Raw genomic sequence first — 25,568 nt, forward strand, 5'->3', positions numbered from 1 at the left:
ACCGACGGTGCCAGTCGGGAAACGACCGTGACCCGGGTCGTCGCCCACTTACGCGAGCGCGGATGGCCGCTGCAACCCGAACAGGGCAGCTACTCCGGCAGCCGCGACATCAGCGGAATCCTGCACTGGAGACCGCACCGAATATGGCTGTACACCGAAGCCGAACCGGCAACGGCGCTACCACCGGCGACACCGCACGACGCAGTGCAGATATATATCGACAATCTCTGACATGGCCCCACGGGGATCTGCCGCCGGCGGGGCGTTCAGTGGGAAATGCGCGGGGGACGCGCGCGCTGAGGAGTTCGTCGCGGAAGGTTTGGATGCGTGTGATGACCTGCCGCCTGCCGATGGTGTTCTCGATGCGGTCGAGGTACAGGCATCGGGCGGCGAGGCTCTCCAGCACCTGTACCTGGTTGACGCCGTCGTAGGCGTCGATGCCGAAGCCGAGACTGGTCACCAGCTTGACCGGCACGTCGAGCGCGGCCACGGCGGCCAGACTCGTGATGTCCTCCACCGGGGTGCCGAGATCGGCCTCGTCGCCGCGCAGCAGGACATCGGTGCCGCCATCGACCAGCACCACCGCATCGATGTCGAGGTGGTCGACCAGATACCGGTACGCCGCCCGCAACGGCTGGACGCCGAGCGGCGCAAAGGCGTGCACGAGTTGGGAGAAGGACAGGCTGGCCAGGTGCACCTGTGTGCCGCGGTGCCACAGGATGCCGCCCGCGCCAGCGTCGGGTTGGGGTGGTACCGGCGACTGGCTATCCGGCAGGGCCGTGTTTCGAGCTTCGGTTGTGGGCGATCAGTTCGGATGCCCAGGGGGTGGTGGACCTAAGCATCGATCTCGTAGCGGCACCAACGTCGGCGATCGCAGGCGTGGGTCACGTCCGCGCCGGAGATGCTCTTGCGCGCCATGTCGGTAACGCTGGTGCATGTGGTCGATGTACCGTCCGTAGCAGTGGCCCGCCGGTCCGGCCTGCCATCGGGGGGAGCGTAGCCGTGTCGCACGTTGATCCGCGTTTCGGTGCCCAACTGCGCGCTCTCCGGAGCAAGCATGGGTTGTCCCTGCGTGCGCTCGGTCAGCTGGCTCATCGCGGCAAGAGTCACCTGCACGACTTGGAGACCGGTGCGAAGGCACCCACGCCCGAGACGGCCAGACACCTCGATGAGGTACTGCGGGCGGGCGGCACACTCGCTTGTCTGGTCGACCAGCCGGTCGACCACGGCGCGGAGGCCGACGAGTTGCTGGCCCGGGTGCGGGCCAGCGATGTCAGCGCCGAGACGCTCGCGCGGGTCGAGGCGAGTGTGGACGATCTGGCGAGCGCGTACGCGACTACCCGGCCGATTGATCTGCTGCCGATGGTGCGGCGGCAACTGGCCTATGTGGGGCGGCTGCTCGATGGCCGTGGAACGTTCGCGCAGCGGCGGCGGCTCGTCGTTGCCGGTGGTTGGTTGACGGTGTTGCGGGCGACCGTGCACATCGATCTCTTGCAACGGTCTGCGGCGGGCGCGCATCTAAACATCGCCATGGCGCTCGCGGAGCATGGTGAGCACCCGGAGATCCAGGCGTGGTGCCTGGAGACGCAGGCGTGGGACTGGCTCACCCGAGGCGACTACCGACGCGCTCTGGAACTCTCGCAGCAGGCCCAGCGGATGGCCCCCCGAGGCAGTTCGGCGCACATTCAGGCGACCGCGCAGGAGGCGAGGGTCTGGGCGCGACTGACCGATGTGCGGCAGACGCGTGACGCGTTGGATCGGCTGGAGCGGTTGACGGTCAATCTGCCGGTGCCGGAACGGGCCGAGCACCACTATCGGTACGACCCGACGAAGGCTTTGGCATACACGGCAACGACGCTGGCGTGGGCGGATGACCCGGCTGCCGAGCAGATCGCGCGGACCGCGCTGGCGGAGTTGGATCCGCGTGGCGACGGTGGGCAGCGACCACGCCGCTCCGCGTCCGCTCGGCTGGATCTCGCCATGGCGTTGTTGGCTGCCGACCAACCGGACGAGGCCAGCGCGGTCGCCGCCGACGCGGTCCGGTCGGGGCGGGTGGCGTCGTCGAATTGGTGGCGGGCACGGGAGGTGCTCCGTCGGGTCGAGCTGATCGGGACGGCGGAGGCGGCGGCCTTCCGCGAGGTGTACGAGGCGTACCGACCCGAGACGCGCTAGCTAGGTGTCTTCTACCAGTCGATCGGCTTGCGGTTGGCGAACAGGCCGCCGGTAGGTCCGTCTGGTGGCAGGGTGGCGAGCCACACGGGTGTTTCGGCGCCTTCCTCCGGCGTACGGTCGGTCTCGCCGTACGCCATGCGGGTGTTCATGCGTCCGGGTGAGCAGGCGTTGACCAGGATGCCGGTGCCGGCAAGTTCGGCTGCGAGGACCCGGGTCAGCGCGTTGAGGGCCGCTTTGGACACCCGGTAGGAGACGTTGGTGTCGCCCATGGTGGCGAGCGAGGCGAGGTGGCTGGTGATGTTGACGATGCGGCCGTAGTCGTTCTTCTTCATCTCCGGTATGGCGGCGGCGCAGCAGCGCCAGGCGCCCAGCAGGTTGGTGTCCAGGGCGCTGCGGATTCGCTCGAAGTCGGGGCTCGCCGCTAGCTGGCCTCGGTCGATCGCGATGCCGGCGTTGTTCACCAGCACGTCCAACCGGCCGTGCTGCTTGGCGGTGTCGGCGAAGGCGCGGGCCACGCTGGCCGGGTCGTTGACATCGAGCTGGTGGCTGCTGGCGGCTAGCCCGTCCTTCAGTAGTTCGGACACCACGCGTTCGACGGAATACTCGTTCCGGCCAGCTAGCACCACGTGCAAGCCTTGCTCGGCCAGCTTCCGGGCGATGGCTGCGCCGAGCCCACGGTTGGCGCCGGTCACCACGGCGACCTTGATGTCGTCGTCAGCCATGCTCAGGCCCCCAGGGTGGCGAGCTGGTCGTCGAGTGCGCGAGCGCGCGGGTCGGTCTTGGCGAACGGGAGTCGTTGCCGTGCTCGAACGACGCGGCGCATGTTCCGTTCCGAAGGCGCCTCACGGATCAGCGGTATCGCCTCCGCGACGAGCGACGCGGCGTGGTCGGCGTCCCCGAGCTGCACTTGTGCCGATGCGCGACGGATCACGTACGTGGCCCGGTCCCGTACCTTGGTGGCTGGGACCAGCCGCAGCGTACGGCTGAGGTACGCATCGGCTTCTCTCGGTCGGCCCAGATCCAGGTAGCAGGTCCCGACCTGGGCGTTGAACTCGGATTCGTCAAAGTACCCGAGAAAGGCGGGCTCCGTGTCGGTCGACGTGACGCGGTCGAATTCGACGTCGGCCTGTTTGAGGAGGCGTTCGCAGGCTGCGGCGTCGCCGATTGCTGCGTGAGCCCTGGCCTCCCGTAGTGCCAGCATCGCGGCGGCGCGGGGGGTGGCCCCTTTGGCGCCTTCGTGGGCGCTGCGGGCCAGCTCCAACGCTTCTCGCGGGCGGTCGAAGTCGTAGCACTGCAGGCTCATCGATTTGAGGATGTTGGCTCCCAGCAGGCGGTCATCGGCGGCGTGTGCGGCGTGTAGCGCGGCGAGCCAGTAGCGCTGCGCCGCCGCGTGCAGGCCAGCGTCGAACGACGCCCAGCCGGCCATTCGGCCGAGTTCTGCCGCCAATGCGTACAGTCGCTGACCCACTGGGGCCGTGTAGGCGGATCGGTCGAGGACATCCACCACCATGCCGAGTTCGGCATGGATGAGGGTCCTGGCTCGGTCACCGCCTCGGGTTGCTTCCAGGAACCGCAGCCGCGGGAGGCCCTCCTCCATCCGTTCGACCAGGTCGGTGGTGACCTGATCGCCTCGCAGGACGGCGGCGAGCTCTTGGGGTTCGATGGTCAGCCACGCTTCGGCGATGCCGGCCAGCGGCACGCCTGTGATCTTCATGAAGGCACGGCGGTCCACGTGCGCGTACTCCAATGCGTTGACGAGTGCCTGTAGTCCACCCGGCTGAGTCCATCCGAACGAGGTCGGAATCGCGTCACCGTCGGGGAGCCAGTGGGGCCATGGTGCCTCGCGGACGCGATCTTGCGGAACGTCGAGTTCGGCGGCGAGAGCGAGCTGACTTTCGATGTCCGGGACCACACCCCAGTGCTCCCACCGCCATGCCTTCTCCCTTCGGGCGGCCATGTTCCGGCTGCGCTTCGCGATCACGCCGACCACGTCCTGGTACGTCCAACCTCTCGCAGCGCGCACGACGCTGAGCGGGTGGATGAGCCGGTCCCGGTCAGATGCCGGTAGCTGCGACGCCATCGCTGACCTCCTCGATGCGTAAGCACTGTAATGCGCGCCCGCGCGTCCGTTGAAGATCAACGACGGAGATCCGGCGAGAGACAACAGCGAGACTACGCCGCGGACCTGTTCAACCGCGTCGATGCCCGGTTGGCTGTGGTTGCCGGATCGCGTGACGGAGAGATCACCAAAAGTGCGTGAGGCTGCGGCCCTGCACGGGCCAAGGTCAGTCTTCCACCTCGATCGGTGACTCGAACGTCGTACGCACGGTGCCGACAAGCCGTGCCGGCCGACTCACCAGGGAGGACATCCCATGGCCCGGCGAATGCTGAATACCGGGAGGTACTGATGGTTAACGGCACCTCGGGCGCTCAGGTGAGGGCTCCACGCAGTCCGAACGACGTGCTGCGGCGCGCACGGCTGGCCATGCGGTCACCGACAGGATCGGGGCGGGTGATGTCACGGCAGGAGGTTGCCGAGGCGGTCAACGCGTGGATCTGGGAGCACCAGAGACGACGCACGTACCTGGACAGCAGGTACGTCGGCAAGCTGGAGCGCGGTGAGTCCCGCTGGCCAGCGGCGCACATCCGGGCGGGGCTCCGCGCCGTCTTCGGCGTGGACAACGATGCCTCGCTCGGGCTGTATGTCATCTACGGCTCGGGACGACCGGCCGAGGCCGTGCAGACAGTGCCCTCTCCGGCTCGGAAGGCGGAGGCGGTCCCTGCACCGATGACGTCGTTGAGTGACTGTACGGACGTGACACCCACTGTTCATCTCGCTGCGGGCACGGCGGTCATGGTCACGTTCGACGGTGAGCCTGCCGGGCCGATCCGCGTCGTACTGACCGCGATGCCCGACGACCGTTCTGACCGCTCGGCACTACTGCTCACTGCTGGTAGTGGGACACGGGTGTATCCACACGCCGATCAGCGGGGGTGAGCATGATGCTGGCCGCCGAGCGCACCGCACCGGCCGAGGTACGGCATCGCCCATCGGCCAGCGAGGTTTCGCCGGCATGACGGCACCGTTCCTGTCGCTGGCCCAGATCCTCAACCGGCTCGCCCTCACCGCCCGCCGGACCCTGCGCGAGCACCATCCGACACCCGGCGGCACCTGCCCGGTCTGCCGTACCGCAGGCTGCGCGGTGGCTGCCGCCGCCCGCGATGTGCTCAACACGATCAAGCAGCTGCGCTGGCACGATCCCGCAGGTAGGTGAGTGGTTGCCGGTCGGGGGTGGGACCGGGTTACCTGGACGGGTGAACCACCCCTGGTTGAGCGCCCCCGCCGCCGATGTCGCGCAGACCGCGCGGTCGCTGCTCGGCTGGGAGGTGGCGGCCAACGGCGTCCGGATCAGGCTGACCGAGGTCGAGGCGTACGCGGGCACCGGCGAGGATCCGGCCTCGCACGCCCATCGGGGTCCGACGCCCCGTACGAAGGTCATGTTCGGTCCGGCGGGCTACGCCTACACGTACTTCGTCTTCGGTATGCACTGGTGTCTGAATCTCGTCTGCGGCGCGGAGGGGGAAGCGGCGGCGGTGCTGTTGCGCGCGGGCGAGGTGGTCGACGGGCTGGATCTGGCCCGCGAGCGGCGCGCCGGGGTGCCCGACCGGGACCTGGCCCGTGGACCGGCCCGGCTGGTGATGGCGCTGGGTGTCACGGCGGCGGCCAACGGCACCAGCATGCTGGACGGGACCGGGCCGCTGCTGCTGACTCCGCCGACCCGGCCGGTCGCGCCGTCGGCCGTCTCCGCCGGCCCGCGCGTCGGCGTGGCCGCCGCCCACGACGTGCCCTGGCGCTTCTGGATGACCGGCGACCCGACCGTCAGCCCCTACCGCCGCCATGTCCCACGGAGACGGCGAAGCTGACGCTGCTCGTCGAGGCTCCGGATCAGTCGAGCAGTTGTTGGAACTCGCCTGGCGTCAACCCGGCCTGGCGGAGAATGGACGCGAGGGTTCCCCGCTTGATGGTGTTGTGCTGGGGAACGATCACTACCCTTCCGGAAGGGTTGCGGTAGACCGCGTGGCTGCCTTTCGTACGCACGTGATCGAACCCGGCCTTGGTGAGCGCCGCGAGTAACTTCCGGAGCGGAAGGTCGGCCAGAGCCGGGCTCATGCGGCCCTTCCGACCTGGAAGGACGTCACCAACGGCGTGGCCTCGATGGCGGGTTGGGAGACCTCTTCGAGATAGACCTCGACTGCTTCCCGCAGGTTGGTCAGGGCTTCGTCGAGCGTCTCGCCCTGACTGGCTACGTCCAGCTCCAAGCATCGAGCGACGTACCAGTCCTCTTCCTGGTGGACGGCAGCCGTGAACGTCCGAACCATCAAGATCCTCCTGAATCTGGCAGGTCGCCCTCATCCTACGAGCCGAGGCTTGCGACGTGCCCGTGCGCGCCGGGGGTGGGCGGGAGAGTAGCGGCGGTGTGTCGGGGGACATGAGGGGAGCCCGGGTCGCGGAATAGTTGACTCGTCAAATATGTTGTCGGGGGTGCCGGGGCCACCTGTCCCGGTCGGACGACACGAGGAGCGCATCATGCAGTTCGGAGTCTTCACCGTCGGTGACGTCACCGTCGACCCGACAAACGGGCGGGAGCCGACCGAGCGTGAGCGCATCAAGGCGATGGTCACCATCGCGCTCAAGGCCGAGGAGGTCGGCCTCGACGTCTTCGCCACCGGCGAACACCACAACCCGCCGTTCGTGCCCTCGTCGCCCACCACCATGCTGGGTTGGATCGCCGCCCGTACCGAGCGGCTGCTGCTGTCCACCGCGACCACGCTGATCACCACCAACGACCCGGTGAAGATCGCCGAGGACTACGCGATGTTGCAGCACCTGGCCGACGGTCGGGTCGACCTGATGATGGGGCGCGGCAACACCGGCCCGGTCTACCCCTGGTTCGGGCAGGACATCCGCAACGGCATCCCGCTGGCCATCGAGAACTACGACCTGCTGCGCCGGCTCTGGCGGGAGGACGTGGTCGACTGGCGGGGCAAGTTCCGTACCCCGTTGCAGTCGTTCACCTCGACCCCCCGTCCGCTCGACGGCGTACCGCCGTTCGTCTGGCACGGCTCGATCCGCAGCCCGGAGATCGCCGAGCAGGCCGCCTACTACGGTGACGGCTTCTTCGCCAACCACATCTTCTGGCCCGCCGAGCACACCCGCCGGATGGTGGGCCTGTACCGGCAGCGCTTCGAGCACTACGGCCACGGCTCCGCCGACCAGGCCATCGTCGGCCTCGGCGGCCAGGTGTTCATGCGCAAGAACTCCCAGGACGCGGTACGCGAGTTCCGCCCCTACTTCGACAACGCCCCGGTCTACGGGCACGGTCCGTCGCTGGAGGAGTTCACCGCGCAGACCCCGCTGACCGTGGGCAGCCCGCAGCAGGTCATCGACCGGACCCTCGGCTTCCGTGACTACGTCGGCGACTACCAGCGGCAACTGTTCCTCGTCGACCACGCCGGACTGCCGCTGAAGACCGTGCTGGAGCAGCTCGACCTGCTCGGCGAGGAGGTCGTACCGGTGCTGCGCAAGGAGTTCGAGTCGCTGCGCCCGGCGCACGTGCCGCTGGCACCCACGCACGCCTCGCTACGCGCCGCCGCCGAGCAGGCCGACACCGACCAGAGCGCGGGGACGGAGGCCGGCCGGTGACCGTGCGTACCCTCGCCGTGGTCTCGGCCGGGCTCAGCCAGCCCTCGTCCACCCGGCTGCTCGCCGACCAGCTCGCCGCCGCCACCCGCGACGAGCTGACCGGGCACGGCGAACAGGTCACGCTGCACCCGATCGAGCTGCGTGAGCACGCCCACGACATCGTCAACCACCTGCTCACCGGCTTCCCGTCGGAGCCGCTGCGGCAGGTGCTGGAGCAGGTCACCGGCGCGGACGCGTTGATCGCCGTCACCCCGATCTTCAACGCCTCGTACAGCGGACTGTTCAAGTCGTTCTTCGACCTGGTCGACGCCGACGCCATCGGCGGACGGCCGGTGCTGATCGGCGCCACCGGCGGCACCGCCCGGCACTCGCTGGCCCTGGACCACTCGATCCGGCCGATGTTCACCTACCTGCGGGCAGTGGTGCTGCCGACCGCCGTCTACGCGGCCCCCGAGGACTGGTCCGGCGGTACGGCGCAGGGCGCGCTGCGAACCCGGATCGCGCGGGCCGCCGGTGAACTGGCCGCCCAGGTGCACCGCAGCATCCCGTCGACCGGCCCGGCCGACCCGTTCGCGTTGACCACCGACTTCGAACAGTTGCTGCGCGGCGGGGACGCCTGACAGGCAGGGACGCGTCGCCCCCGCACCACACGCCGTGGCGCGGGGGCGACTGCTGATCAGGCGGCGTGTTCGGGCGAGTGCGGGTGGGCGACGAGCACCGGGCAGCGGGCGTGGTGCACCAGCGCCTGGCTGACCGAGCCGAGCAGCAGGCCGGCGAAACCGCCCCGGCCCCGGGACCCGACCACCACCAGCGCCGCCTGTTCGGAGGCCTCGATCAGCGCCTCGTCGGGCTTGCGGCCGGTGATCACCCGCTCCTCGACGGTCAGGCCGGGGTGGCTGCCCCGGGTGGCCGCGGCAGCCGTGGCCAACAGGTGCTCACCGTCGACGTCCCGCTCCCCGGAGACATGCACCAACACCAGCGGGCCACCGCGCCGGACGGCCTCCTCGGCGCCGTGGCCGACGGCGAGTTCCGCCGACTCGGAACCGTCGACCCCGACGAGCACCGGCCCGTCGGTCGGCAGCGGCCGGTCCGGTGGCCGGACCACCAGCACCGGGCAGTGCCCGTGCGCGGCGACCTGGGTGCCGACCGAGCCGAGCAGCAGGCCCGCGAAACCGCCCAGGCCCCGGCTGCCCACCACGACCAGGTCGGCCCGACGCGACTCCTCGACCAGGGTGGCGCCCGGTCCGCCGGCCACCTGACGCACCTCGACGGTCAGCGACGGCCACCGGTCGACCAGCTCGGTCGCGGTCTGTTCGAGCATCTTGCGGCCGTCCTCCGTGGGCGCCGGCAGACCCACCTCGTACGGGTTGATCGGCACCCCGTAGCCGAGCGGATGCAGGTAGCCGTGCACCAGGTGCAGCGGGCGGGACCGCCACACCGCTTCCTGGGCCGCGTGCTCCGCGGCGACCAGGCTCGGCGGTGATCCGTCCACACCCACCACCACAGGTCGGTTCATGATGCCTCCAGACGTCGTCACGTCATTGTCGAACGTCGCCGACCGGCAGACCGGCCCCCGACACACCCGTTGCGGGGCCGGCCCACCGGCGGCCGGGCGGGCCGCACCGGCCCGCCACCGTGGCAGGTCGCGCCGGGGGAGCGGCGCGACCCACCGAATCAAGATCCCTTGACGGTACGCGGCTCCCGGACGACCACCACCGGTGCTTCCGCGTGGTGCAGTACCGCGTGGCTGACCGAGCCGAGCAGCAAACCGGCCAGCGCCCCACGCCCTCGCGCGCCGACGACCACCAGTTGGGCCCCACGGGACTGTTCCACCAGTGCCCGGGCGGGGGAGCCCCGGACCAGCAGCTGCCGCACCGGCACCTGCGGGTAACGCTCGGCCCAGCCGGCCACGGCCTCGGCGAGGACGCTTTCCTCCTGCTCCCGGAAGGCGTCCAGGTCGTAGACCAGCGGCAGGATGTCACCCGGACCGGCCGGGGCCGGGTAGAGCCAGGAGTGCACGGCGACCAGTTCGGTGCCGCGTCGGGCCGCCTCCTCGAACGCGAAGCCGACCGCCTGATCGGATGCGGGGGAGCCGTCGACGCCGACGACCACCGGCCCGTCCGCGCGCTGCTCACCCCGGACCACCAGCACCGGGCAGGCGGCCCGGGCACTGAGCTGTACGGCCACCGAGCCGAGCAGCAGCCCGGCGAAACCGCCCAGGCCCCGGCTGCCGAGCACCAGCAACGCGGCGTTGTCGGCCTCGGCGAGCATGACCGCCGGCGCCGCCCCGTGCACCACCGCGCCGGTGACCGCCACCTCCGGGGCGATCTTGGTGGCCTCGGCCACCGCCTCGGCCACGAACTGCTCGGCCTGGTTACGCAGACCGGCGTCGGCCGGCGCGCCCGGCGCGGGGCCCAGCGGCACCCGCATCAACGGCCAGATGAACGCGTGTACGACCCGCAGTGGTAGCTGCCGGTACGCGGCCTCCCGGGCAGCGGCCCGCACCGCGTGCAGGGCCATCTCGGAACCGTCCACACCCACCACGACGGGGGCGTTGTTGCTGCTCATCGAGTCCTCCTTCGGCTCACTACCAGCCTGACCCATTCGGCGGGGTCACGGTCACCGACCCCGCCTTCCGACGACGGGTCACCATCGTCAGCCGGAGTACCAGGCCGGGCAGGACGCTCACCGCGGCGCAGGCGAGCAGGTCCACCGCACCCAGCGCTTCGGTGCCGAGCAGTTCCCGCAGCGGTGCCACCAGCACCCCGGCGACCTGCAACAGCGCGGAGACTGCCACCGCCAGCGGCAGCGCCGGGTTGCCGCGCCGTCCACCGGGCGGGCGCGGCGCGCGGACCGCCAACGCGACCCCGAGCTGGGCCAGACCCAGCACCACGAAGACCACCGACTGCCAGGGCCGGTCCCAGTGGGCGGCGAGTACGCCCGCGCCGAGCGTCACTGCCGAGATCAACGCACCGGCGACCAGGATGTGTCGGCCCAGCCCCGCCCCGAGCACCGATTCCTGCGGTGAACGCGGTGCCCGGCGCAGCGTCCCGGGTTCCGCCGGTTCGGCGCCCAGCGCGACACCCGGCAGGCCGTGGGTGAGCAGGTTGATCCAGAGGATCTGCGCCGGCAGCAACGGCACGGCCAACCCGAACAGCGGACCGAGCAGCATCACCACGATCTCGGCCACGCCACCGGAGAGGGCGTAGCGCAGGAATCGCCGGATGTTGTCGTAGATCCGCCGTCCCTCGCCGATCGCGGTCGCCACGGTCGACAGGTCGTCGTCGACCAGCACCAGGTCGGCCGCCTGCCGCGCCACCTCGGTGCCGCCGCCCATGGCCACGCCGATGTCGGCCCGACGCAGCGCCGGTGCGTCGTTGACCCCGTCGCCGGTCATCGCCACCACGTGCCCGCGTGCCTGCATCGCGGCGATGATGTCGAGCTTCTGCTCAGGGCGGGTACGGGCGAACACCCGGGCCGCCGGGTCGGCCTCGGCCGGGTCACCGGCGTCGCCGCGTACCACCGGGTCACCGGTGTCCCAGACGCCGAGCTGCCCGGCGATGGCCGCCGCGGTCGCCGGATGGTCCCCGGTGACCAGCACGAGCCGCACCCCGGCCTCGGTGAAGCTGTCGGCGATCTCCGACGCCCCGCCACGCAGCGGGTCGCCGACGCCGACCAGTCCCACCGGACGCAGCCCGACCGGATGGGCGGGATCGACGGGCGCCGTGTCCACCACTGCCGCGGCCAGGGCGAGCACTCGCAGCCCCGCGCCGGCCAACCGCTGCGCCGCAGCGGTCAGCTCGGCCAGTTCGTCGGCGTCGGCGTCGACCAGCGGCGCGGTGAGCACATTCTCCGGTGCACCCTTGCACACCACCAGATACCTGCGGTCGCAGGAGCGGTGCACGGTGGTCATCCAGCGCAACTCCTGGTCGAAGGGGTGCTCGGCGACGCGCGGCCAGGCGGTGCGGGTGGTCTGCGGATCGAGGCCGCACCGGGCCGCGAACGCCACCAGGGCCGCCTCCAGCGGGTCACCGACGGCACCCCACTCGGGGCGCCGGTCATCGGGTGCAGTCAGCGTCGCGTCGTTGCACAGCAGCCCGGCGCGGGCCAGCCGGCGCAGCTCGTCGGACACCGCGACGGGCTCGCCGTCGCGGTGGATTGAACCGTGCGGGGCGTATCCGGTGCCGGTCACGTCGAAGCCGGCGCCGTCGGCGGTGTGGGCGTGCTGCACGGCCATCCGCCCCTCGGTGAGGGTGCCGGTCTTGTCCGAGGCGATCACGGTGACCGAACCGAGAGTCTCCACCGCGTGCAGCCTGCGGGGAATGGCCCGCGCGGCGGCCATCCGTCGCGCGCCGAGAGCGAGGGCGAGGGTGACCACCGCCGGCAGCGACTCCGGTACCGCGGCCACCACCAGGCTCACCGCCGTGACGGCCATCTCCACCAGCGGCCGCCCGCCGAGTACGCCGACCGCGAAGACCAGCCCGGACAGCAGCACGGCCACCAGGCCGAGAACCCGTCCGAGCGCCGCGAGGCGCCGTTGCAGCGGGGTGGGGCCGGGTCGGGTGGTGGCCGCCAGGCTGGCGATGCGGCCCAACGCGCTCGCCGTGCCGGTGCGTACCACCGTGCCGGTGGCCCGTCCCACGGTGACCACGGTGCCGGCGCTGGCCTCCTCGCCGATGTCCCGGGCCACCGGCAGTGACTCGCCGGTGAGCGCTGACTCGTCCAGGCGAAGCCGGCTGGTCTCGTCGAGCAGCAGGTCGGCGGGGACCACGTCGCCGGCCTCGACACGTACCAGATCACCCCGGACCAGTTCGGCGGCGGGCAGCACCACGTCCCGGCCGTCGCGGACCACCCGGGCGGTCGGTGCGGCCAGTTGGTCGAGCGCGGCGATGGCCCGGTCGGCGCGTACCTCCTGAACCACACCGATGACGGTGTTGACCGCGACGACGAGCAGGATCACCGCCGTGTCGGGGTAGTCCCGCAGCACCGTGGTGACCACGGCGGCGGCCAGCAGCAGGGCGACCAGTGGGTCGGTGAGCTGTCGCAGGACGCGGACGGTCAGGTGCCGCCGGGGTGGCGCCTCGGCGGCGTTCGGCCCGTCGAGGCGCAATCGTTCGGCGGCCTCGGCGGAGCTGAGTCCGTTCACGGTTGTCGGCCGGGTGACGGTGTCAGTGCTCACGGTGCACCTCTGTCCACGCCCTCGTACCCCTCACCGCTTCACCCCTGCCCGAGGCCGTGCCCCGACGGCTGCCCTGCACCACCAGGGTGGCGTGCCACCGTCGGTGTGCGGCAGAGTCGACGGCCCGCTCGGCGCGGGACCAACGGCCCTGCCCATCGCACGGCGTATCGTCATCGGCGATGAGCGACGACTTACGGCTGCGGGCTGTCGCCGAGGACGACCTGCCGGAGTTCTACGCCCACCAACTCGACCCCGAAGCGAGCCGGATGGCAGCCTTCGGCGCCGCCGACCCGGCCGACACGCGGGCGTTCGCCGCGCACTGGATGCGCATCCTGACCGACCCGCGGAACCTCGCCTGGACCGTGACCGTCGACGACGCGGTGGTCGGGCACGTGCTGGCGTTTCCCGCCGAGGGCCGCACCGAGGTCAGCTACTGGATCGACCCGGCCCGGTGGGGTCGCGGGTACGCCACCCGCGCGCTGGCCGCCCTGCTGCGCGAGGTGACCCGTCGCCCGCTGTACGCGCGCACCGCGACCGACAACGTCGGCTCGCTGACCGTGCTGCGCCGCTGCGGGTTCGTCGTCCGGTCCACCGAACGGGCGTACGCCCCCGGTCGGGGCGAGGAGATCGACGAGTACCTGCTGGAGTTGCCGGCCTGACACCCCGCCGGGTTGATCGGCTCGACCCCCGCCAGGCGGCGGCCTGGGCTGGGCGGCACTACCCCCGGGGGTAGTTGGCTATTGGCGCGTCGGGCATCTATGGTGCTCTTTGAGCTGCCATGATGCTCGCGTGAACCTCAAGGAGTGGGCGGCGTTGACCGGCATCGCGTACATCACTGCTCGGCGACAGTACGCGGCTGGGAGGCTGCCTGTTCCCACTTACCGGATCGGTCGGCTGATCATGGTCGGTGAGCCGGTCACCGGCACGTCGGCTGAGACGGGGCAGACCGTGGTGTACGCCCGGGTTTCCTCAGCGGACCAGAAACCCGACCTGGACCGGCAGGTCGCCCGGATCACCGTATGGGCCACCGGACAGGAACTCGGCGTCGACCGGGTGGTGACCGAGGTTGGATCCGCGTTGAACGGGCACCGTAAAAGGTTCCTTGCGCTGCTGCGCGACCCGGCGGTGTCAACGATCGTGGTCGAGCACCGGGACCGGTTCGCCCGATTCGGTGCGGAGTACGTCGAGGCCGCCCTGAACGCGCAGGGCCGCCGGCTGTTGGTGGTCGACCCGGCTGAGGTCGACGACGACTTGGTCCGCGACGTGACCGAGATCCTGACGTCGTTGTGCGCTCGCCTGTACGGCCGTCGCGCTGCCGCGAACCGTGCCCGCCGGGCGGTCGAAGCCGTCACCGGGAGTGGCCCGGCGTGAAGTCGATCCAGGCGTACCGGTTCGCGTTGGACCTGACCCCCCGTCAGGAGCGCGCGGTATTGGCGCACGCGGGTGCGGCCCGGGTCGCGCACAACTGGGCACTGGCCCGAGTGAAGGCGGTCATGGATCAGCGCGCGGCCGAACGCACCTACGGCGTCACAGAAGCGGAGTTGACCCCGACCGTGGGGTGGTCGCTGCCCGCGCTGCGCAGGGCGTGGAACTCCGCGAAGGGCGAGGTGGCCCCATGGTGGCGGGAATGCTCCAAGGAGGCGTTCAACACCGGCCTTGACGCCCTCGCCCGCGCCCTCAAGAACTGGTCGGACTCCCGCAGCGGGAAGCGGGCCGGGCGGCCAGTCGGGTTTCCCCGGTTCAAGTCCCGCCGCCGCGCTACACCGTCCGTGCGGTTCACCACCGGCGCGATCCGGGTCGAGCCCGACCGCAAGCACGTCGTCCTGCCACGCCTGGGCCGGCTCAAGTTGCACGAGTCTTCCCGCAAGCTGGCTCGTCGCCTAGACAACGGCACGGCCCGGATCGTGTCGGCGACCGTGCGGCGTGACGGCAGCCGGTGGCACGTCGCCTTCACCGTGGAGGTCGAGCGCGCCGAGCGCGTCCCCGCCCGGCCGACATCAGTCGTCGGAGTGGACGTCGGGATCAAACACCTCGCGGTGCTCACCAACGACGAACTCGTACCGAACCCGCGCCACCTGGCGGACGCACAGCAGCGGATGCGCTCGCTGGGCCGATCCCTGTCACGCAAGATCGGCCCAGACCGACGCACCGGCCGCCGCGCGTCGAAGCGGTGGCAACGAGCGGCGGCCCGGCTCGGCCGCGCGCACGCCCGGGTGGCGAACCTACGCCGCGACGGCATGCACAAGCTCACCACCAGACTCGCCCGCGAGCACGGCACGGTCGTGGTGGAAGACCTCAACGTCGCCGGCATGCTGCGTAACCGCAGGCTGGCCCGGCACATCGCCGACGCCGGTTTCGCGGAGATCCGCCGCCAGTTGGCGTACAAGACCGAATGGAACGGTGGCCGACTTGTGGTGGCCGACCGCTGGTATCCATCCTCGAAGACCTGCTCGGGCTGCGGCACGGTGAAAGCCAAGCTCGCCCTGTCCGAGCGCACCTACACCTGCACCACCTGCGGCTTGACCCTTGACCGGGACCTCAACGCCGCGCGTAACCTCGCCGCGCTCGCGCGTGAGGTGGACACCGCCGGGAGTGGCCCGGTGGCAGGACGTGGAGCCGACCGGAAGACCCGCGTGCGCGGGCTGGTGGCTGTGAAACGTCAACCCGGCACGGCGTCCGCCGGTCAGACCGGGACCGTCCTACCGCAAGGCAGGACTACCAACCGTGTGCTCACTAAAGCGCACTGAGAGGTAACGGTGAACTGGCTGGAACTCGTCGGCTGGACCGGCTCCGCGCTGCTGGTCTGGTCGCTGCTGCAGACGCGCATCCTGCGGCTACGGGCGGTCAACCTGATCGGCTGCCTGGTGCTCATCGGCTACAACGGCGCGCTGCGGGTGTGGCCGATGGTGGGGCTCAACATCGTCCTGGCAGTGATCAACATCTGGTATCTGCGGCGACTGCTCGCCACCCGGCACGACGAGCAGACCTACCAGGTGGTCGAGGTGAATGCCGACGATGCGTTCCTGGCGCACACGCTGAGGGTGCACGCCGCCGACATCGCCCGGTTCAACCCGGGCTTCCACCGCGATCGGGTGGCCGGTCGTTCGGCCTTCCTGGTGGTCCGCGCCGACGAGGTCGTCGGTGTGGTGCTCGCCCACGACGCCGGAGACGGCGTGGCCCAGGTCGACCTGGACTACGTCACCCCGGCCTTCCGGGACTTCACCCCGGGCGAGTTCGTCTATCGACGCAGCAGCCTGTTCACCGACCGTGGCTTCCGCCGGGTGATCAGCCCGCCGGGCATGCGCGCCCCCTACTACCAGCGCATCGGATTCCGTCCGCACGGCCAGTCGTACGTGCTCGACCTGGTCGAGGAGTCGGTGCCGCGGTAGATGCGGTGCGGACGGTGCCTTGTTGCCTCTGGCTCGCCAGCTCCTCGGCTCAGTCGAGCGCGTCCCGCCGGCGGTAGCGTTTAGGGGTGAGTGAGTCTGAGCGGCTGAATGACCGTGAGCGGCGTGCGTGGTTCGGGTTCCTGACCATGCAGGAGGACGTCCGGCGGCGCCTGAACCGCCAGCTGCTGCGCGAGGCCGAGATCTCCTTGGCGGATTTCGCCGTCCTGAGCGCCTTGCGCCTGTCGCCGAACGGTCCGCTGCGCGTCATCGAGCTGCGGGAAGTCCTCAGGTGGGAGAAGACGCGCCTGGTCCACCAGATCTCGCGCATGACTCGGCGAGGGCTGGTGGAGCGCCAGAGCTGCGTCGAGGATCGACGCGGTACGCGTATCGCCCTCACCGATGAGGGGCTTGCGGTGATCGACAAGGCGACGCCACTGCACCTGCGATACGTGCGTCAGCTCTTCCTCGACGTGCTCAGTCCTCGTCAGCTCGACACCCTTGCTGCCGTGTCGGAAGCGGTGCTGGACAACCTCGAGAACGAACTCTTCGAGGACTGAGGCAGCTTCCGCCCCGCACCGGCTCGGTGACGGTTCATCCATAGCGGGGGCGTGGGTCCATCAATACTCCCTGACGCTAGGTGACGAATCATCGTTCGTTCTGTCGGCTCGTGCGCTGATCCTGCGCTTTTCAGGGGATTGCCTGGACGGTTCGCGTCGATCACAGCTGTCTGTCGGCTCCTCAAAGGGTGATGTGTCACCTGACACTTAAGGATGACACGTCACCAAAATGCGGCTAGCTTTGGCCCGCAGGTCCGCCCCTTACGCAGCCGGGCACATGAAGCCCGCACCTCGAAGGAGAAGAGCGCCCACCATGTCCCACGTCGTCAACCTCGCCCTGATCTACTACTCGTCCACCGGCACGGGCACCAACATCGCCAACACCATGGCGGCAGCGGCGGAGGCCGCCGGCGCGCAGGTGCGAGTGCGCAAGGTGGCCGAACTGGCACCGCAGGCCGCGATCGAGTCGAACCCGATCTGGGCCGCCCACCACGCGGCCACCGCGGACATTCCCGTCCCGAGCTCGGACGACCTCACCTGGGCCGACGCGATCATCCTCGGATCACCGACCCGATTCGGGAACATCGCGGCGCAGATGAAGCAGTTCTTCGACACCCTGTCGCCGCTGTGGCTGGCCGGCGTGTTGTCCGACAAGGTCTACAGCGGCTTCACCTCGACCAGCACCCGCCACGGTGGGCACGAGTCGACCCTGCTCGCCATGTACAACACCATCCACCACTTCGGCGGCATCATCGTGCCGCCCGGATACACCGACCCGATCAAATTCGTCGACGGCAACCCGTACGGCACCTCACACCACGCCGTGTTCGGCCCGGACCTCGGCACGATCGACGACGACACCCGCAACTCCGCCCGTCACCAGGCCGAACGTGTCGTACGTATCGCACGGGCCCTCAAGTCGGGAAGCACCGCCTGATCGAACGCCACCCGACCGCAATCGTGCGGCCGATGTCAGAAGGGAAGTCGTAATGGCACGCATTTGGCTCGTCACCGGAGCCGGCTCCGGCCTCGGTCGAGAGATTGCCCGAGCGGCGCTCGCCGTGGGGGACACGGTGGTGCTCAGTGATCGCCGGACAGCGGGGGCCGAGGAGGTCGTCGACGCCTATCCGGACCGCTCCCGCACCCTGGAACTCGACGTGACCGACCAGGCACGGGTGGCCGAGGCTGCGGAGGAGGTCGTCGGCCAGTACGGTCGCATCGACGTGCTCGTCAACGCCGCGGGGCGGGGCCACACCGGTGCGGTCGAGGAGACCACCGATGGCGAGTTCCGAAGCCTGATGGAGTTGCTCTTCTTCGGCCCCGCAGCGCTCACCAGGTCGGTCCTGCCGCACATGCGCAAGCAGGGCAGCGGTGCCATCGTCCAGATCAGCAGCCTGGGCGGCCAGGTGTCGGCACCCGGGTTGTCCGCCTACTCGGCGGGCAAGTTCGCGCTGGAGGGTCTGTCCGACGCGCTCGCCCAGGAGGTCGGCCCACTCGGCATCAAGGTGCTCATCGCCCAGCCAGGGCCCATGCGTACCAACTTCGCCGGGGCCGCCGTCAGCGAGTCCGCCCACATCGCCGACTACGACCACACCGTGCGCGCGTTCCGCGCCCGCATCAAGGACACGGGCGGCAAGGAGGCGGGCGACCCGGTGAAGATCGCCGAGGCGATCCTGACCGCGCTGGCCGCCGAGAACACGCCGCTGCGGTTGCCGATGGGAAACGTGGCCCTCGACACCCTCGACGCCGCCGCGAAGCAGACGCAAAACGAGCGGACCGCCTGGCAGGCCGTCAGCCGCGGCACCGACTTCGACGCATGAGCCCTCGCACCTCTGATACGAGAGAAGGGAACTGACAATGACACGGCTACAGGGAAAGACGGCGGTGGTCACCGGCGGCGCGATGGGGATGGGCGCCGCCACCGTCCGCCGGTTCGTGACCGAGGGTGCGAACGTGGCCATCGCGGACGTGAACCTCACCGCGGCGGAGGCGCTCGCCCTCGAACTCGGCCCGCAGGCCGTCGCCGAGAAACTCGACGTCCGGTCAGCGGACGAGTGGGTCGCACTTGTCGGGCGTACGGAGAAGCGGTTCGGCTCCGTCGACATCCTGGTCAACAACGCCGGCGTCGCCGACCCGGCGCCGCTGGAGCAGTGGGACGCCGCGCGGTTGCAGCGCATGCTGGACGTGAACCTGATCGGTGTCTTCAACGGCATCCAGGCTGTGGTCCCGGCGATGAAGCGGGTCGGTGGCGGATCGATCGTCAACCTGGGCTCCGTCGGTGCCCTTCAGGGCGTGCCGAGAATGTCCGGCTATGTGGTGTCGAAGTGGGGCGTACGCGGGCTGACCAAGACCGCCGCGCTGGAGTTGGGCATCCACGGGATCCGCGTGAACGCCGTCCATCCCGGTCAGATCCGGACACCCATGACCGAGGGCGTCACCTTCGACACGAGCAACATCGCGCTCGGTCGGGTCGGCGAGCCTGACGACATCGCTGGAATCGTCCTCTTCTTCGCCAGTGACGACTCGCGGTTCGTCACGGGCAGCGAGGTGGCCGGCGACGGCGGGCAGGTCGCCGGGCCGGCCAACTACCAGGGTCTGCCTCAGTAGCGGGCACGCCATACCCGACGGTGGCTCCGCGCGATCGCGGTTGCGTCACGAGAACCGGACCGCGCGGGCCGTCCGCTCGCGACTCCCATGAACCTTCGCGGCCTGAGCACAACCGTGGACCGCACGGCTCGACCTGCCCGGATGATGACGATGATTCACCGTCGGAGCCATTGGGCATAGGCACCGCTACGCCGGTGGGACTTCCACCGGCGGCGCCACCGGGCGTGGTCCAACGAGGGAGCCGGGCGTGCAGAGCTACTGGAGTCAGCTGGCCCTGGTCGCGGTCCTGATCGTCATCAACGCGATCTTCGCCGGTAGTGAGCTGGCTCTGGTGTCGTTGCGCGACAGCCAGATCCAGCGGCTGGCCCGCAGCAGCCGAGCCGGACAGGTGCTGGCCCGCCTGGCCCGCGACCCCAACCGGTTCCTGGCCACCATCCAGATCGGCATCACCCTGGCCGGCTTCCTCGCCTCGGCGGCGGCGGCGGTGTCACTGGCCCGGCCCCTGACACCGTTGCTGGACGTGTTCGGTCGAGCCGCCGAACCGGTCGCCATCGTGCTGGTCACCCTGGTGCTGACCTTCGTCACCCTGGTCTTCGGGGAACTCGCCCCCAAACGGATCGCGATGCAGATCCCCGAGCGCTGGGCACTGCTCGTCGCCCGTCCGCTGGACCTGCTCGCCACGCTCACCCGCCCGGCGGTGTGGCTGCTGGGCGCCACCAGCGACCTGGTGGTCCGGATGGCGGGGCTGAACCCGGAGCCGGAACGCGACGAGATCAGCCCCGACGAACTACGCGACATCGTCGCCGGCCACCACGGCTTCACCAAGGAACAGCAGACCATCATCGCCGGTGCCGTGGAGATCGCCGACCGCAAGCTGCGCGCCGTGCTGGTGCCCCGGCTGAGCGTCTTCTGCCTGGACAGCGGCACCACCGCCGAGGCGGCCCGGCTGGTGCTGGCCGCCTCCGGGCACTCCCGCGCACCGGTGGTCCGCCACGGCGGCCTGGACGACACGGTCGGCGTCATCCACCTGCGGGACCTGGTCGGCGTCCGCGCCGACCAGCCCGTCGACGAGTGCGTACGGCCACCGATGCTGCTGCCGGACTCGGTGTCGGTGGTCGACGCGCTGCGCCAGTTCAAGGCGGAACGCCAGCACATGGCGCTGGTCGTGGACGAACGCGGCGCCGTCGACGGCATCGTCACCCTGGAGGACATCCTCGAGGAGATCGTCGGGGAGATCTACGACGAGACCGACCGGGACGTCCGCGAGGTGCGTACCGACGCCGACGGCGCGTTGGCGTTGCCCGGCACCTTCCCGGTGCACGACCTGCCGGACATCGGCGTGGAACTGCCGGCCCGCCCGGCCGGCGACTACACCACGGTCGCGGGCCTGGTGCTCGCCGCCCTCGGGCGGATCCCCACCGTCGGCGAGCACCTCACCGTCGACGGTTGGCGGCTGGAGATCACCCAGGTCGACGATCGTGCCATCACCGGCGTACGACTGTGCCGCGCCGCCGAATCGGCAGCCGATCCGGAGCCGACCGAGCAGGACGCACCGGAGTCCGCTGCCGTCAACGGGTCGGGGGATCCTCGGGCAGACCTGGCACCGGCGGATCGAGCCTGAGTCGGTGCACCGGCACCTGCACGGTACGGCGGCCCATCAGCCGGGCGACGGCGCGGATCGCCCACGGGCCGTCCGGATGGCGTTCCGGCCCGATCAACCGGCCGCTGAGCCGGCCGTACCAGTGTCGGGTCACCACCAGGTCGGTCAGTCGCAGCGGGCCGCCCGGCTCGCCGCGCACCACCAGATCCACCACCCGACCCAGCCGCCGCCCCCGCTCGTCGTACGCGGTGCGGCCCAGCAGCTCACCCGCCCGCACGGCCGGCTCCGGGAATCCTGCCGATCAGGTTGCGGCGCAGCCACTCCTCCGCCGGAGAGGTGGGCAGATCCTCGGCCCGTACCCGCAGCCACACCGCACTGTCGATCCGCGCGACCAGGCCGTACGGGATGCGCAGCGGCACCATCGGCCGGTCGGAGACGAACCGTTCCGCGGTCAGCACCAGCATCCGGCCGATCCGGCCACCGACCCGCAGCCCGAGCGCACCCGGCCCGGTGAGCAGCGTCCGCAGGTACGGCCTTCCGTGGGCGTCGAGGGCGAACTCCACGTCGTCGACCTTGCCGACCAGCCGACCGTCGACGTCGACGAGTTGCCGGTCGAGCAACTCGCGACTGACCTGGATCCTCACTGCCCCATTCTGGTCCCGATGGCCACCGGTATGGCGGCGATCGCCGCGGCCACGATGACCAGCAGCAGCACGGCCCCCAGCGCGTTGAGCCACCGCCCGTTGACCCGGTCACCGAGATAGGTGCGGTCGTTGGCCACCACCAGGATCGGTAGATAGGTCAGCGGCAGCGCCACCGCACTGATGATCAGCATGTACTCGGTCAGCGTCACCGGATTGATTCTGGTGAGCAGCAGGAGCACTCCGAGCAGCAGGCTGACCAGCAGCACGGTGTGGAACCGGGCCGCCTCGCGCGGGCTGACCCGTTTGCCCCACTGCCAGCCGAAGTACTGCGCGGCGGCGTACGCGGCGGACAGTCCGGTCTCCAACGCGGCGCCGAAGGTGACCGCGAAGAACGCCAGTGCCGCGATCGCCAGGCCGACCCCGCCGAAGGCCAGCACGACCGGGTGCGCGACTTCGCCGAGGTCGGAGACCGTCAGGCCGGCGGGCCGCAGCACCACGGTGGCGGTGGCGATCAGCGACAGTGCGAGGAACCCGCCGATCGGGAAGCCGACCAGGACGCTGAACCGGGCGTCGGCCAGATCGGCGGCGCTCCACCGCTCCTCCACGCCGCCGGAGGAGAAGAAGAAGACCTCGTACGGGCTGACCGTCGAGGCGAACAGCGCCACCGCGACGAACCAGTACGCTCCCCAACCCTGGCCGCCGTCGTCGATGCTCACCGCGCCACGCCCCAGCGCCGCCCAGTCGGTCGGCAACCAGAACAGCGCCACCGCGAAGACCACCAGCGTCAACCCGGCCAGTCCGAACAGCCGTTCCATCACCGGGAAGCGCACCCGCCACAGCACCAGCCACACCGCCGCCCCGGCGACCGGCACCCAGAGCAGGTACGGCACCCCGCTGGCCAGTTGCAACGCCAACGCCACGCCGCCCAGTTCGGCGGCCAGGGTGATCACGGTGACCAGGTACGACGCCACCAGGTTGACCAGCGCCATGCGCGCCCCGAGCCGCTCCCGGACCAGGTCGAACACCGCCCGGCCGGTCACCGCCGCGATCCGTCCGGCCATCTCGGCGTACGCGCAGATCGCGATCACGCCGAGCAGCAGCACCCAGGAGTGCGCCATGCCGAAGCGGGCGCCGGCCTGCCCGGCGGCGACCAGGTCGCCGATGTCGACGAAGCCACCGACCGCGGAGAGGATGCCGAGCGTGGCGGCGAGCAGCTTCTTCACGTCGACGGCGTCGCGGGCTCGGTCATCGACGCGACAATATCGCCGCCAAGCCGCAAACTACCGCGAAACAGGCATAGGGCTGGTTCTGCCGCGCAACGACTTCCGGCTCACACGATGATCCGGCCGGGCTCAGCTGTCCGGGTAGAGGTTCTGGAGGCGGACCTGTCCCCGGGCGACCAGGCGATCCTTGGCGTCGTTGATCTCCACCTGCCACAACTGCTGGCTACGCCCCCGGTGCACCGGAGTGGCGACCGCAGTCAATTCGCCGTCGCCGACGGGCCGCAGGAAGTCCGTCTGGTTCGACACGCCGACCACCCGTCCGCGCTCGCCCAACCAGATACCGGCACCCACGCTGGCCGCGGTCTCCACCACCGAGCAGTAGACCCCGCCGTGCTGGATGCCGTACGGCTGCAGCAGCTCCGGGCGTACCCGCCAACGGATCGTCACCCGGTCACCGCTGGCCTCGCCGTACTCCAAACCGAGTAGGGCGAAGAACCCGGTCGAGAGCTCGGACATCTCCATGGCGGCCTCCCACGATCTTGGCAACGTCACCCTACCGAGGTCGCAGCGGTGCGAACCCGGTAGGGCACAGAGGCGCTGATGGGGGAGAATCGGTGACCGTGACCGACAGCAACCTCCCGCCGGCCGGGCGGGACTCCTTCACCGACGACCTGCGGTGGCGCGGCCTGATCCAGGACTCCACCGACCCCGACGAGCTGCGCGCACTGCTCGACGGCCCGGCGGCCGTCTTCTATGTGGGCTTCGACCCGACCGCGCCCAGCCTGCACGTCGGCCATCTGATGCAGGTCGCCACGGCGCGCCGCCTGCAACTCGCCGGGCACCGCCCGCTGCTGTTGGTCGGTGGCGCGACCGGGCAGATCGGCGACCCGAAGGAGAGCGCCGAGCGCACCCTCAACCCGCCCGAGGTGGTCGCCGGCTGGGTTCAGCGCATCCGCGACCAGCTCGCGCCCTTCGTGTCGTACACCGGCGACAACGCCGCCCTCCTGGTCAACAACCTGGAGTGGACCGGCGAGATGTCGGTGGTCGAATTCCTCCGGGACGTGGGCAAGCACTTCCCGGTCAACAAGATGCTGGCGCGGGAGGTGGTCCGGGCCCGGCTGGAAAGCGGCATCAGCTTCACCGAGTTCAGCTACCAGCTGCTACAGGCCAACGACTTCTACGAGCTGCACCGCCGGTACGGCTGCCAACTCCAGTTCGGCGGCTCCGACCAGTGGGGCAACATCACCGCCGGCGTCGACTACGTCCGTCGTCGGGGCGTCGGCCCGGTGCAGGGCTTCACCACGCCGCTGGTCACCAAGTCGGACGGCTCGAAGTTCGGCAAGACCGAAGGCGGCGCGATCTGGCTCGACCCCGAGATGACCAGCCCGTACGCGTTCTACCAGTTCTGGATCAACGTCGACGACCGGGACGTCGGGCGCTACCTGCGCTACTTCAGCTTCCGCTCCCGCGAAGAGCTCGAAGCTCTGGAGAAGGAGACCGCGGAACGGCCGGCGTCACGTGCCGCCCAGCGTGCCCTCGCCGAGGAACTCACCACCCTGGTGCACGGCGAGCGGGAGATGGCCCAGGTGGTGGCTGCCAGCCAGGCACTGTTCGGCCGGGGCTCCCTGGCGGAGCTGTCGGCGGCGACGCTGCGCGCCGCGCTCACCGAAGCCGGCCTGGTACGCCTCGGCGAACTGCCGGAAGTGGCCGTGCTGCTCAAGGAATCCGGCTTGGTGCCCAGCATGAAGGAGGCCCGCCGGGTGATCGCCGAGGGTGGCGCCTACGTCAACAACACCCGGGTGACCGAGGCCGACGCCGTGATCGAGCCCGGCGACCTGCTGCACGGCCGGTACCTGGTGTTGCGTCGGGGCAAGCGGTCGTTCGCCGGTGTGGAACTGGACGTCTGAGGCGGCGTTCGAGGGGTGTGACGCGGAACGCGTCCGGCGGATTTGACGATCAATCCGCCGGACGCGTAACTTTCTCTCTGCCAGCGCGGAACGGACGAAACAGGTCGAAAGGCCTGAAGGCCGGAGCGCAGGCCGACCTCCGGCCACGGGCGGCTCACGCCGCATCGAGACCGGGACCGGGTGGTGCCCCGAACCCGCCGCGAGGCGGATTTGGCGAGGCGGAGCCGACCGGGTATGGTTGGCCGCCGGCAGGGCCCCAGGCGCGCTAGCGGGACACCGCAGCGGCTGGCCTGCCGAAACCATGACAGGAACGGCGAAAGCCGATTCGGGTCGTGGTGCCCGGAGAATGGGTTGAAGCATGACAAAGCGGCGCAAGCCGATTTGACACGGCAGAAACCACCGGGTAACGTAGTAAAAGTGCCCGGCGCGAGAGCGGCGGGTGCGGGATACGGAACGGATGCCCCGGATGGTGGCCCTGGTGGGTTGTCTGATGGTGTGTGGTTGTTCTTTGAGAACTCAACAGGGTGCTTGATAAGCCAGTGCCAAGTATGATTTTTACCCCGGACTGGGTTGGGCCTTTTGTGGG

28 protein-coding genes are annotated in these 25,568 nt (G+C 70.2%); 16 read left to right on the forward strand and 12 right to left on the reverse strand.

The features are described from left to right. Positions 1 to 109: 109 nt before the first annotated feature. Positions 110 to 697, reverse strand: a complete 588-nt coding sequence (locus AB0M35_RS14085) for a DUF1152 domain-containing protein (protein WP_363745141.1) — start codon at positions 695 to 697, stop codon at positions 110 to 112. A 305-nt stretch (positions 698 to 1,002) separates the two neighbouring features. Here AB0M35_RS14085 and AB0M35_RS14090 point away from each other — a divergent pair, with 305 nt between their 5' ends. After that, positions 1,003 to 2,172 carry a helix-turn-helix transcriptional regulator gene (locus AB0M35_RS14090; RefSeq protein WP_363745143.1) on the forward strand — a complete coding sequence of 390 codons (1,170 nt, stop codon included), beginning with the start codon at positions 1,003 to 1,005 and terminating at the stop codon, positions 2,170 to 2,172. Positions 2,173 to 2,183: 11 nt separating this feature from the next. Here the strand turns inward: AB0M35_RS14090 and AB0M35_RS14095 are convergent, their stop codons facing one another. After that, positions 2,184 to 2,894, reverse strand: coding sequence for an SDR family oxidoreductase (locus tag AB0M35_RS14095; RefSeq protein WP_363745145.1), 711 nt, complete (start codon positions 2,892 to 2,894; stop codon positions 2,184 to 2,186). A gap of 2 nt (positions 2,895 to 2,896) precedes the next feature. Beyond that, positions 2,897 to 4,153 carry a transcriptional regulator gene (locus tag AB0M35_RS14100; RefSeq protein WP_363745147.1) on the reverse strand — a complete coding sequence of 419 codons (1,257 nt, stop codon included), beginning with the start codon at positions 4,151 to 4,153 and terminating at the stop codon, positions 2,897 to 2,899. Positions 4,154 to 4,687: 534 nt separating this feature from the next. Between AB0M35_RS14100 and AB0M35_RS14105 the strand changes: the two genes are divergently transcribed. The 3 genes from AB0M35_RS14105 (at position 4,688) to AB0M35_RS14115 (ending at position 6,096) form a co-directional block, all read left to right on the forward strand. Continuing rightward, positions 4,688 to 5,170 (forward strand): hypothetical protein, encoded by a 483-nt coding sequence (locus tag AB0M35_RS14105; protein WP_363745149.1) that lies wholly within the window; start codon positions 4,688 to 4,690, stop codon positions 5,168 to 5,170. Between the two features lie 76 nt (positions 5,171 to 5,246). Then, a complete protein-coding gene (locus AB0M35_RS14110) occupies positions 5,247 to 5,447 on the forward strand; it encodes a hypothetical protein (protein ID WP_363745151.1) in 201 nt (66 codons plus the stop codon). 40 nt (positions 5,448 to 5,487) lie between these two features. Next, the gene (locus tag AB0M35_RS14115; protein WP_363745153.1) at positions 5,488 to 6,096 is read left to right on the forward strand and encodes a DNA-3-methyladenine glycosylase; all 609 of its coding nucleotides are present in this window, start codon (positions 5,488 to 5,490) and stop codon (positions 6,094 to 6,096) included. 22 nt (positions 6,097 to 6,118) lie between these two features. On the opposite strand, the gene AB0M35_RS14120 is transcribed toward AB0M35_RS14115, so the two are convergent. Both AB0M35_RS14120 and AB0M35_RS14125 read right to left on the reverse strand, forming a co-directional pair. Further along, positions 6,119 to 6,343, reverse strand: a complete 225-nt coding sequence (locus AB0M35_RS14120) for a type II toxin-antitoxin system HicA family toxin (RefSeq protein WP_102659282.1) — start codon at positions 6,341 to 6,343, stop codon at positions 6,119 to 6,121. Continuing rightward, the gene (locus AB0M35_RS14125) at positions 6,340 to 6,552 is read right to left on the reverse strand and encodes a type II toxin-antitoxin system HicB family antitoxin (protein ID WP_102659281.1); all 213 of its coding nucleotides are present in this window, start codon (positions 6,550 to 6,552) and stop codon (positions 6,340 to 6,342) included. Before AB0M35_RS14125 ends, AB0M35_RS14120 begins: the two co-directional genes overlap by 4 nt. Before the next feature lie 208 nt (positions 6,553 to 6,760). Here AB0M35_RS14125 and AB0M35_RS14130 point away from each other — a divergent pair, with 208 nt between their 5' ends. Together AB0M35_RS14130 and AB0M35_RS14135 are read left to right on the forward strand one after the other, a co-directional pair. Then, the gene (locus AB0M35_RS14130; protein ID WP_363745155.1) at positions 6,761 to 7,876 is read left to right on the forward strand and encodes an LLM class flavin-dependent oxidoreductase; all 1,116 of its coding nucleotides are present in this window, start codon (positions 6,761 to 6,763) and stop codon (positions 7,874 to 7,876) included. Then, positions 7,873 to 8,496, forward strand: coding sequence for an FMN reductase (locus AB0M35_RS14135; RefSeq protein WP_363745157.1), 624 nt, complete (start codon positions 7,873 to 7,875; stop codon positions 8,494 to 8,496). Before AB0M35_RS14130 ends, AB0M35_RS14135 begins: the two co-directional genes overlap by 4 nt. A gap of 56 nt (positions 8,497 to 8,552) precedes the next feature. Here the strand turns inward: AB0M35_RS14135 and AB0M35_RS14140 are convergent, their stop codons facing one another. The 3 genes from AB0M35_RS14140 to AB0M35_RS14150 form a co-directional block, all read right to left on the reverse strand. Continuing rightward, entirely contained in the window at positions 8,553 to 9,392 is an 840-nt protein-coding gene (locus AB0M35_RS14140; protein WP_363745159.1) for a universal stress protein, read from the reverse strand. A gap of 158 nt (positions 9,393 to 9,550) precedes the next feature. After that, entirely contained in the window at positions 9,551 to 10,444 is an 894-nt protein-coding gene (locus tag AB0M35_RS14145) for a universal stress protein (RefSeq protein ID WP_363745161.1), read from the reverse strand. A gap of 19 nt (positions 10,445 to 10,463) precedes the next feature. Next, on the reverse strand, positions 10,464 to 13,055 hold the full coding sequence (locus tag AB0M35_RS14150; protein ID WP_363745163.1) for a cation-transporting P-type ATPase: 2,592 nt from the start codon (positions 13,053 to 13,055) through the stop codon (positions 10,464 to 10,466). A 179-nt stretch (positions 13,056 to 13,234) separates the two neighbouring features. Here AB0M35_RS14150 and AB0M35_RS14155 point away from each other — a divergent pair, with 179 nt between their 5' ends. The 9 genes from AB0M35_RS14155 to AB0M35_RS14195 all read left to right on the forward strand — a co-directional run bounded on the left by AB0M35_RS14155 (position 13,235) and on the right by AB0M35_RS14195 (position 21,229). Next, positions 13,235 to 13,714: a GNAT family N-acetyltransferase gene (locus tag AB0M35_RS14155; RefSeq protein ID WP_363745165.1), complete on the forward strand. Its 480-nt coding sequence runs from the start codon at positions 13,235 to 13,237 to the stop codon at positions 13,712 to 13,714. Positions 13,715 to 13,844: 130 nt separating this feature from the next. Continuing rightward, complete coding sequence (locus AB0M35_RS14160) at positions 13,845 to 14,426, forward strand: IS607 family transposase (protein WP_363745167.1); 582 nt, start codon at positions 13,845 to 13,847, stop codon at positions 14,424 to 14,426. After that, positions 14,423 to 15,802, forward strand: a complete 1,380-nt coding sequence (gene tnpB, locus AB0M35_RS14165) for an IS607 family element RNA-guided endonuclease TnpB (protein ID WP_363745169.1) — start codon at positions 14,423 to 14,425, stop codon at positions 15,800 to 15,802. The genes AB0M35_RS14160 and tnpB overlap by 4 nt, the downstream gene beginning before the upstream one ends. Before the next feature lie 9 nt (positions 15,803 to 15,811). Continuing rightward, the gene (locus AB0M35_RS14170) at positions 15,812 to 16,444 is read left to right on the forward strand and encodes a hypothetical protein (RefSeq protein ID WP_363745171.1); all 633 of its coding nucleotides are present in this window, start codon (positions 15,812 to 15,814) and stop codon (positions 16,442 to 16,444) included. 86 nt (positions 16,445 to 16,530) lie between these two features. Beyond that, positions 16,531 to 17,001: a MarR family transcriptional regulator gene (locus AB0M35_RS14175; protein WP_363745173.1), complete on the forward strand. Its 471-nt coding sequence runs from the start codon at positions 16,531 to 16,533 to the stop codon at positions 16,999 to 17,001. A gap of 313 nt (positions 17,002 to 17,314) precedes the next feature. Further along, positions 17,315 to 17,938, forward strand: coding sequence for an NAD(P)H:quinone oxidoreductase (gene wrbA / locus AB0M35_RS14180; RefSeq protein WP_363745175.1), 624 nt, complete (start codon positions 17,315 to 17,317; stop codon positions 17,936 to 17,938). A gap of 52 nt (positions 17,939 to 17,990) precedes the next feature. Further along, entirely contained in the window at positions 17,991 to 18,821 is an 831-nt protein-coding gene (locus AB0M35_RS14185; protein WP_363745177.1) for an SDR family NAD(P)-dependent oxidoreductase, read from the forward strand. A gap of 37 nt (positions 18,822 to 18,858) precedes the next feature. Continuing rightward, complete coding sequence (locus AB0M35_RS14190; RefSeq protein ID WP_363745179.1) at positions 18,859 to 19,608, forward strand: glucose 1-dehydrogenase; 750 nt, start codon at positions 18,859 to 18,861, stop codon at positions 19,606 to 19,608. A gap of 247 nt (positions 19,609 to 19,855) precedes the next feature. Continuing rightward, positions 19,856 to 21,229, forward strand: a complete 1,374-nt coding sequence (locus AB0M35_RS14195; RefSeq protein WP_363745181.1) for a hemolysin family protein — start codon at positions 19,856 to 19,858, stop codon at positions 21,227 to 21,229. Here AB0M35_RS14195 and AB0M35_RS14200 read toward each other — a convergent pair. The 4 genes from AB0M35_RS14200 to AB0M35_RS14215 form a co-directional block, all read right to left on the reverse strand. Continuing rightward, positions 21,177 to 21,485 (reverse strand): PRC-barrel domain-containing protein, encoded by a 309-nt coding sequence (locus AB0M35_RS14200; protein WP_363745183.1) that lies wholly within the window; start codon positions 21,483 to 21,485, stop codon positions 21,177 to 21,179. The two genes, AB0M35_RS14195 and AB0M35_RS14200, sit on opposite strands and share 53 nt — an antisense overlap. Then, on the reverse strand, positions 21,472 to 21,852 hold the full coding sequence (locus AB0M35_RS14205; RefSeq protein WP_363745185.1) for a hypothetical protein: 381 nt from the start codon (positions 21,850 to 21,852) through the stop codon (positions 21,472 to 21,474). Before AB0M35_RS14205 ends, AB0M35_RS14200 begins: the two co-directional genes overlap by 14 nt. After that, entirely contained in the window at positions 21,849 to 23,075 is a 1,227-nt protein-coding gene (locus AB0M35_RS14210; protein ID WP_363745187.1) for a divalent metal cation transporter, read from the reverse strand. Before AB0M35_RS14210 ends, AB0M35_RS14205 begins: the two co-directional genes overlap by 4 nt. A 129-nt stretch (positions 23,076 to 23,204) precedes the next feature. Next, positions 23,205 to 23,597 carry a PaaI family thioesterase gene (locus AB0M35_RS14215; protein ID WP_363745189.1) on the reverse strand — a complete coding sequence of 131 codons (393 nt, stop codon included), beginning with the start codon at positions 23,595 to 23,597 and terminating at the stop codon, positions 23,205 to 23,207. Positions 23,598 to 23,695: 98 nt separating this feature from the next. On the opposite strand from AB0M35_RS14215, the gene tyrS reads away from it, so the two are divergent. After that, positions 23,696 to 24,982 (forward strand): tyrosine--tRNA ligase, encoded by a 1,287-nt coding sequence (tyrS, locus tag AB0M35_RS14220; protein ID WP_363745243.1) that lies wholly within the window; start codon positions 23,696 to 23,698, stop codon positions 24,980 to 24,982. The last annotated feature ends 586 nt before the right edge of the window (positions 24,983 to 25,568 follow it).

Origin of the sequence: Micromonospora sp. NPDC051196, assembly GCF_040682415.1 — a bacterium.
Classification (GTDB): domain Bacteria; phylum Actinomycetota; class Actinomycetes; order Mycobacteriales; family Micromonosporaceae; genus Micromonospora.

Coding starts and splice junctions, on each gene's coding strand:
- AB0M35_RS14120 (WP_102659282.1), bottom strand. CDS start 6,343: ATGAGCCCGGCTCTGGCCGACCTTCCGCTCCGGAAGTTACTCGCGGCG.
- AB0M35_RS14105 (WP_363745149.1), top strand. CDS start 4,688: ATGTCACGGCAGGAGGTTGCCGAGGCGGTCAACGCGTGGATCTGGGAG.
- AB0M35_RS14185 (WP_363745177.1), top strand. CDS start 17,991: ATGGCACGCATTTGGCTCGTCACCGGAGCCGGCTCCGGCCTCGGTCGA.
- AB0M35_RS14110 (WP_363745151.1), top strand. CDS start 5,247: ATGACGGCACCGTTCCTGTCGCTGGCCCAGATCCTCAACCGGCTCGCC.
- AB0M35_RS14145 (WP_363745161.1), bottom strand. CDS start 10,444: ATGAGCAGCAACAACGCCCCCGTCGTGGTGGGTGTGGACGGTTCCGAG.
- AB0M35_RS14155 (WP_363745165.1), top strand. CDS start 13,235: ATGAGCGACGACTTACGGCTGCGGGCTGTCGCCGAGGACGACCTGCCG.
- AB0M35_RS14190 (WP_363745179.1), top strand. CDS start 18,859: ATGACACGGCTACAGGGAAAGACGGCGGTGGTCACCGGCGGCGCGATG.
- AB0M35_RS14215 (WP_363745189.1), bottom strand. CDS start 23,597: ATGGAGATGTCCGAGCTCTCGACCGGGTTCTTCGCCCTACTCGGTTTG.
- AB0M35_RS14140 (WP_363745159.1), bottom strand. CDS start 9,392: ATGAACCGACCTGTGGTGGTGGGTGTGGACGGATCACCGCCGAGCCTG.
- AB0M35_RS14130 (WP_363745155.1), top strand. CDS start 6,761: ATGCAGTTCGGAGTCTTCACCGTCGGTGACGTCACCGTCGACCCGACA.
- AB0M35_RS14095 (WP_363745145.1), bottom strand. CDS start 2,894: ATGGCTGACGACGACATCAAGGTCGCCGTGGTGACCGGCGCCAACCGT.
- AB0M35_RS14125 (WP_102659281.1), bottom strand. CDS start 6,552: ATGGTTCGGACGTTCACGGCTGCCGTCCACCAGGAAGAGGACTGGTAC.
- wrbA (WP_363745175.1), top strand. CDS start 17,315: ATGTCCCACGTCGTCAACCTCGCCCTGATCTACTACTCGTCCACCGGC.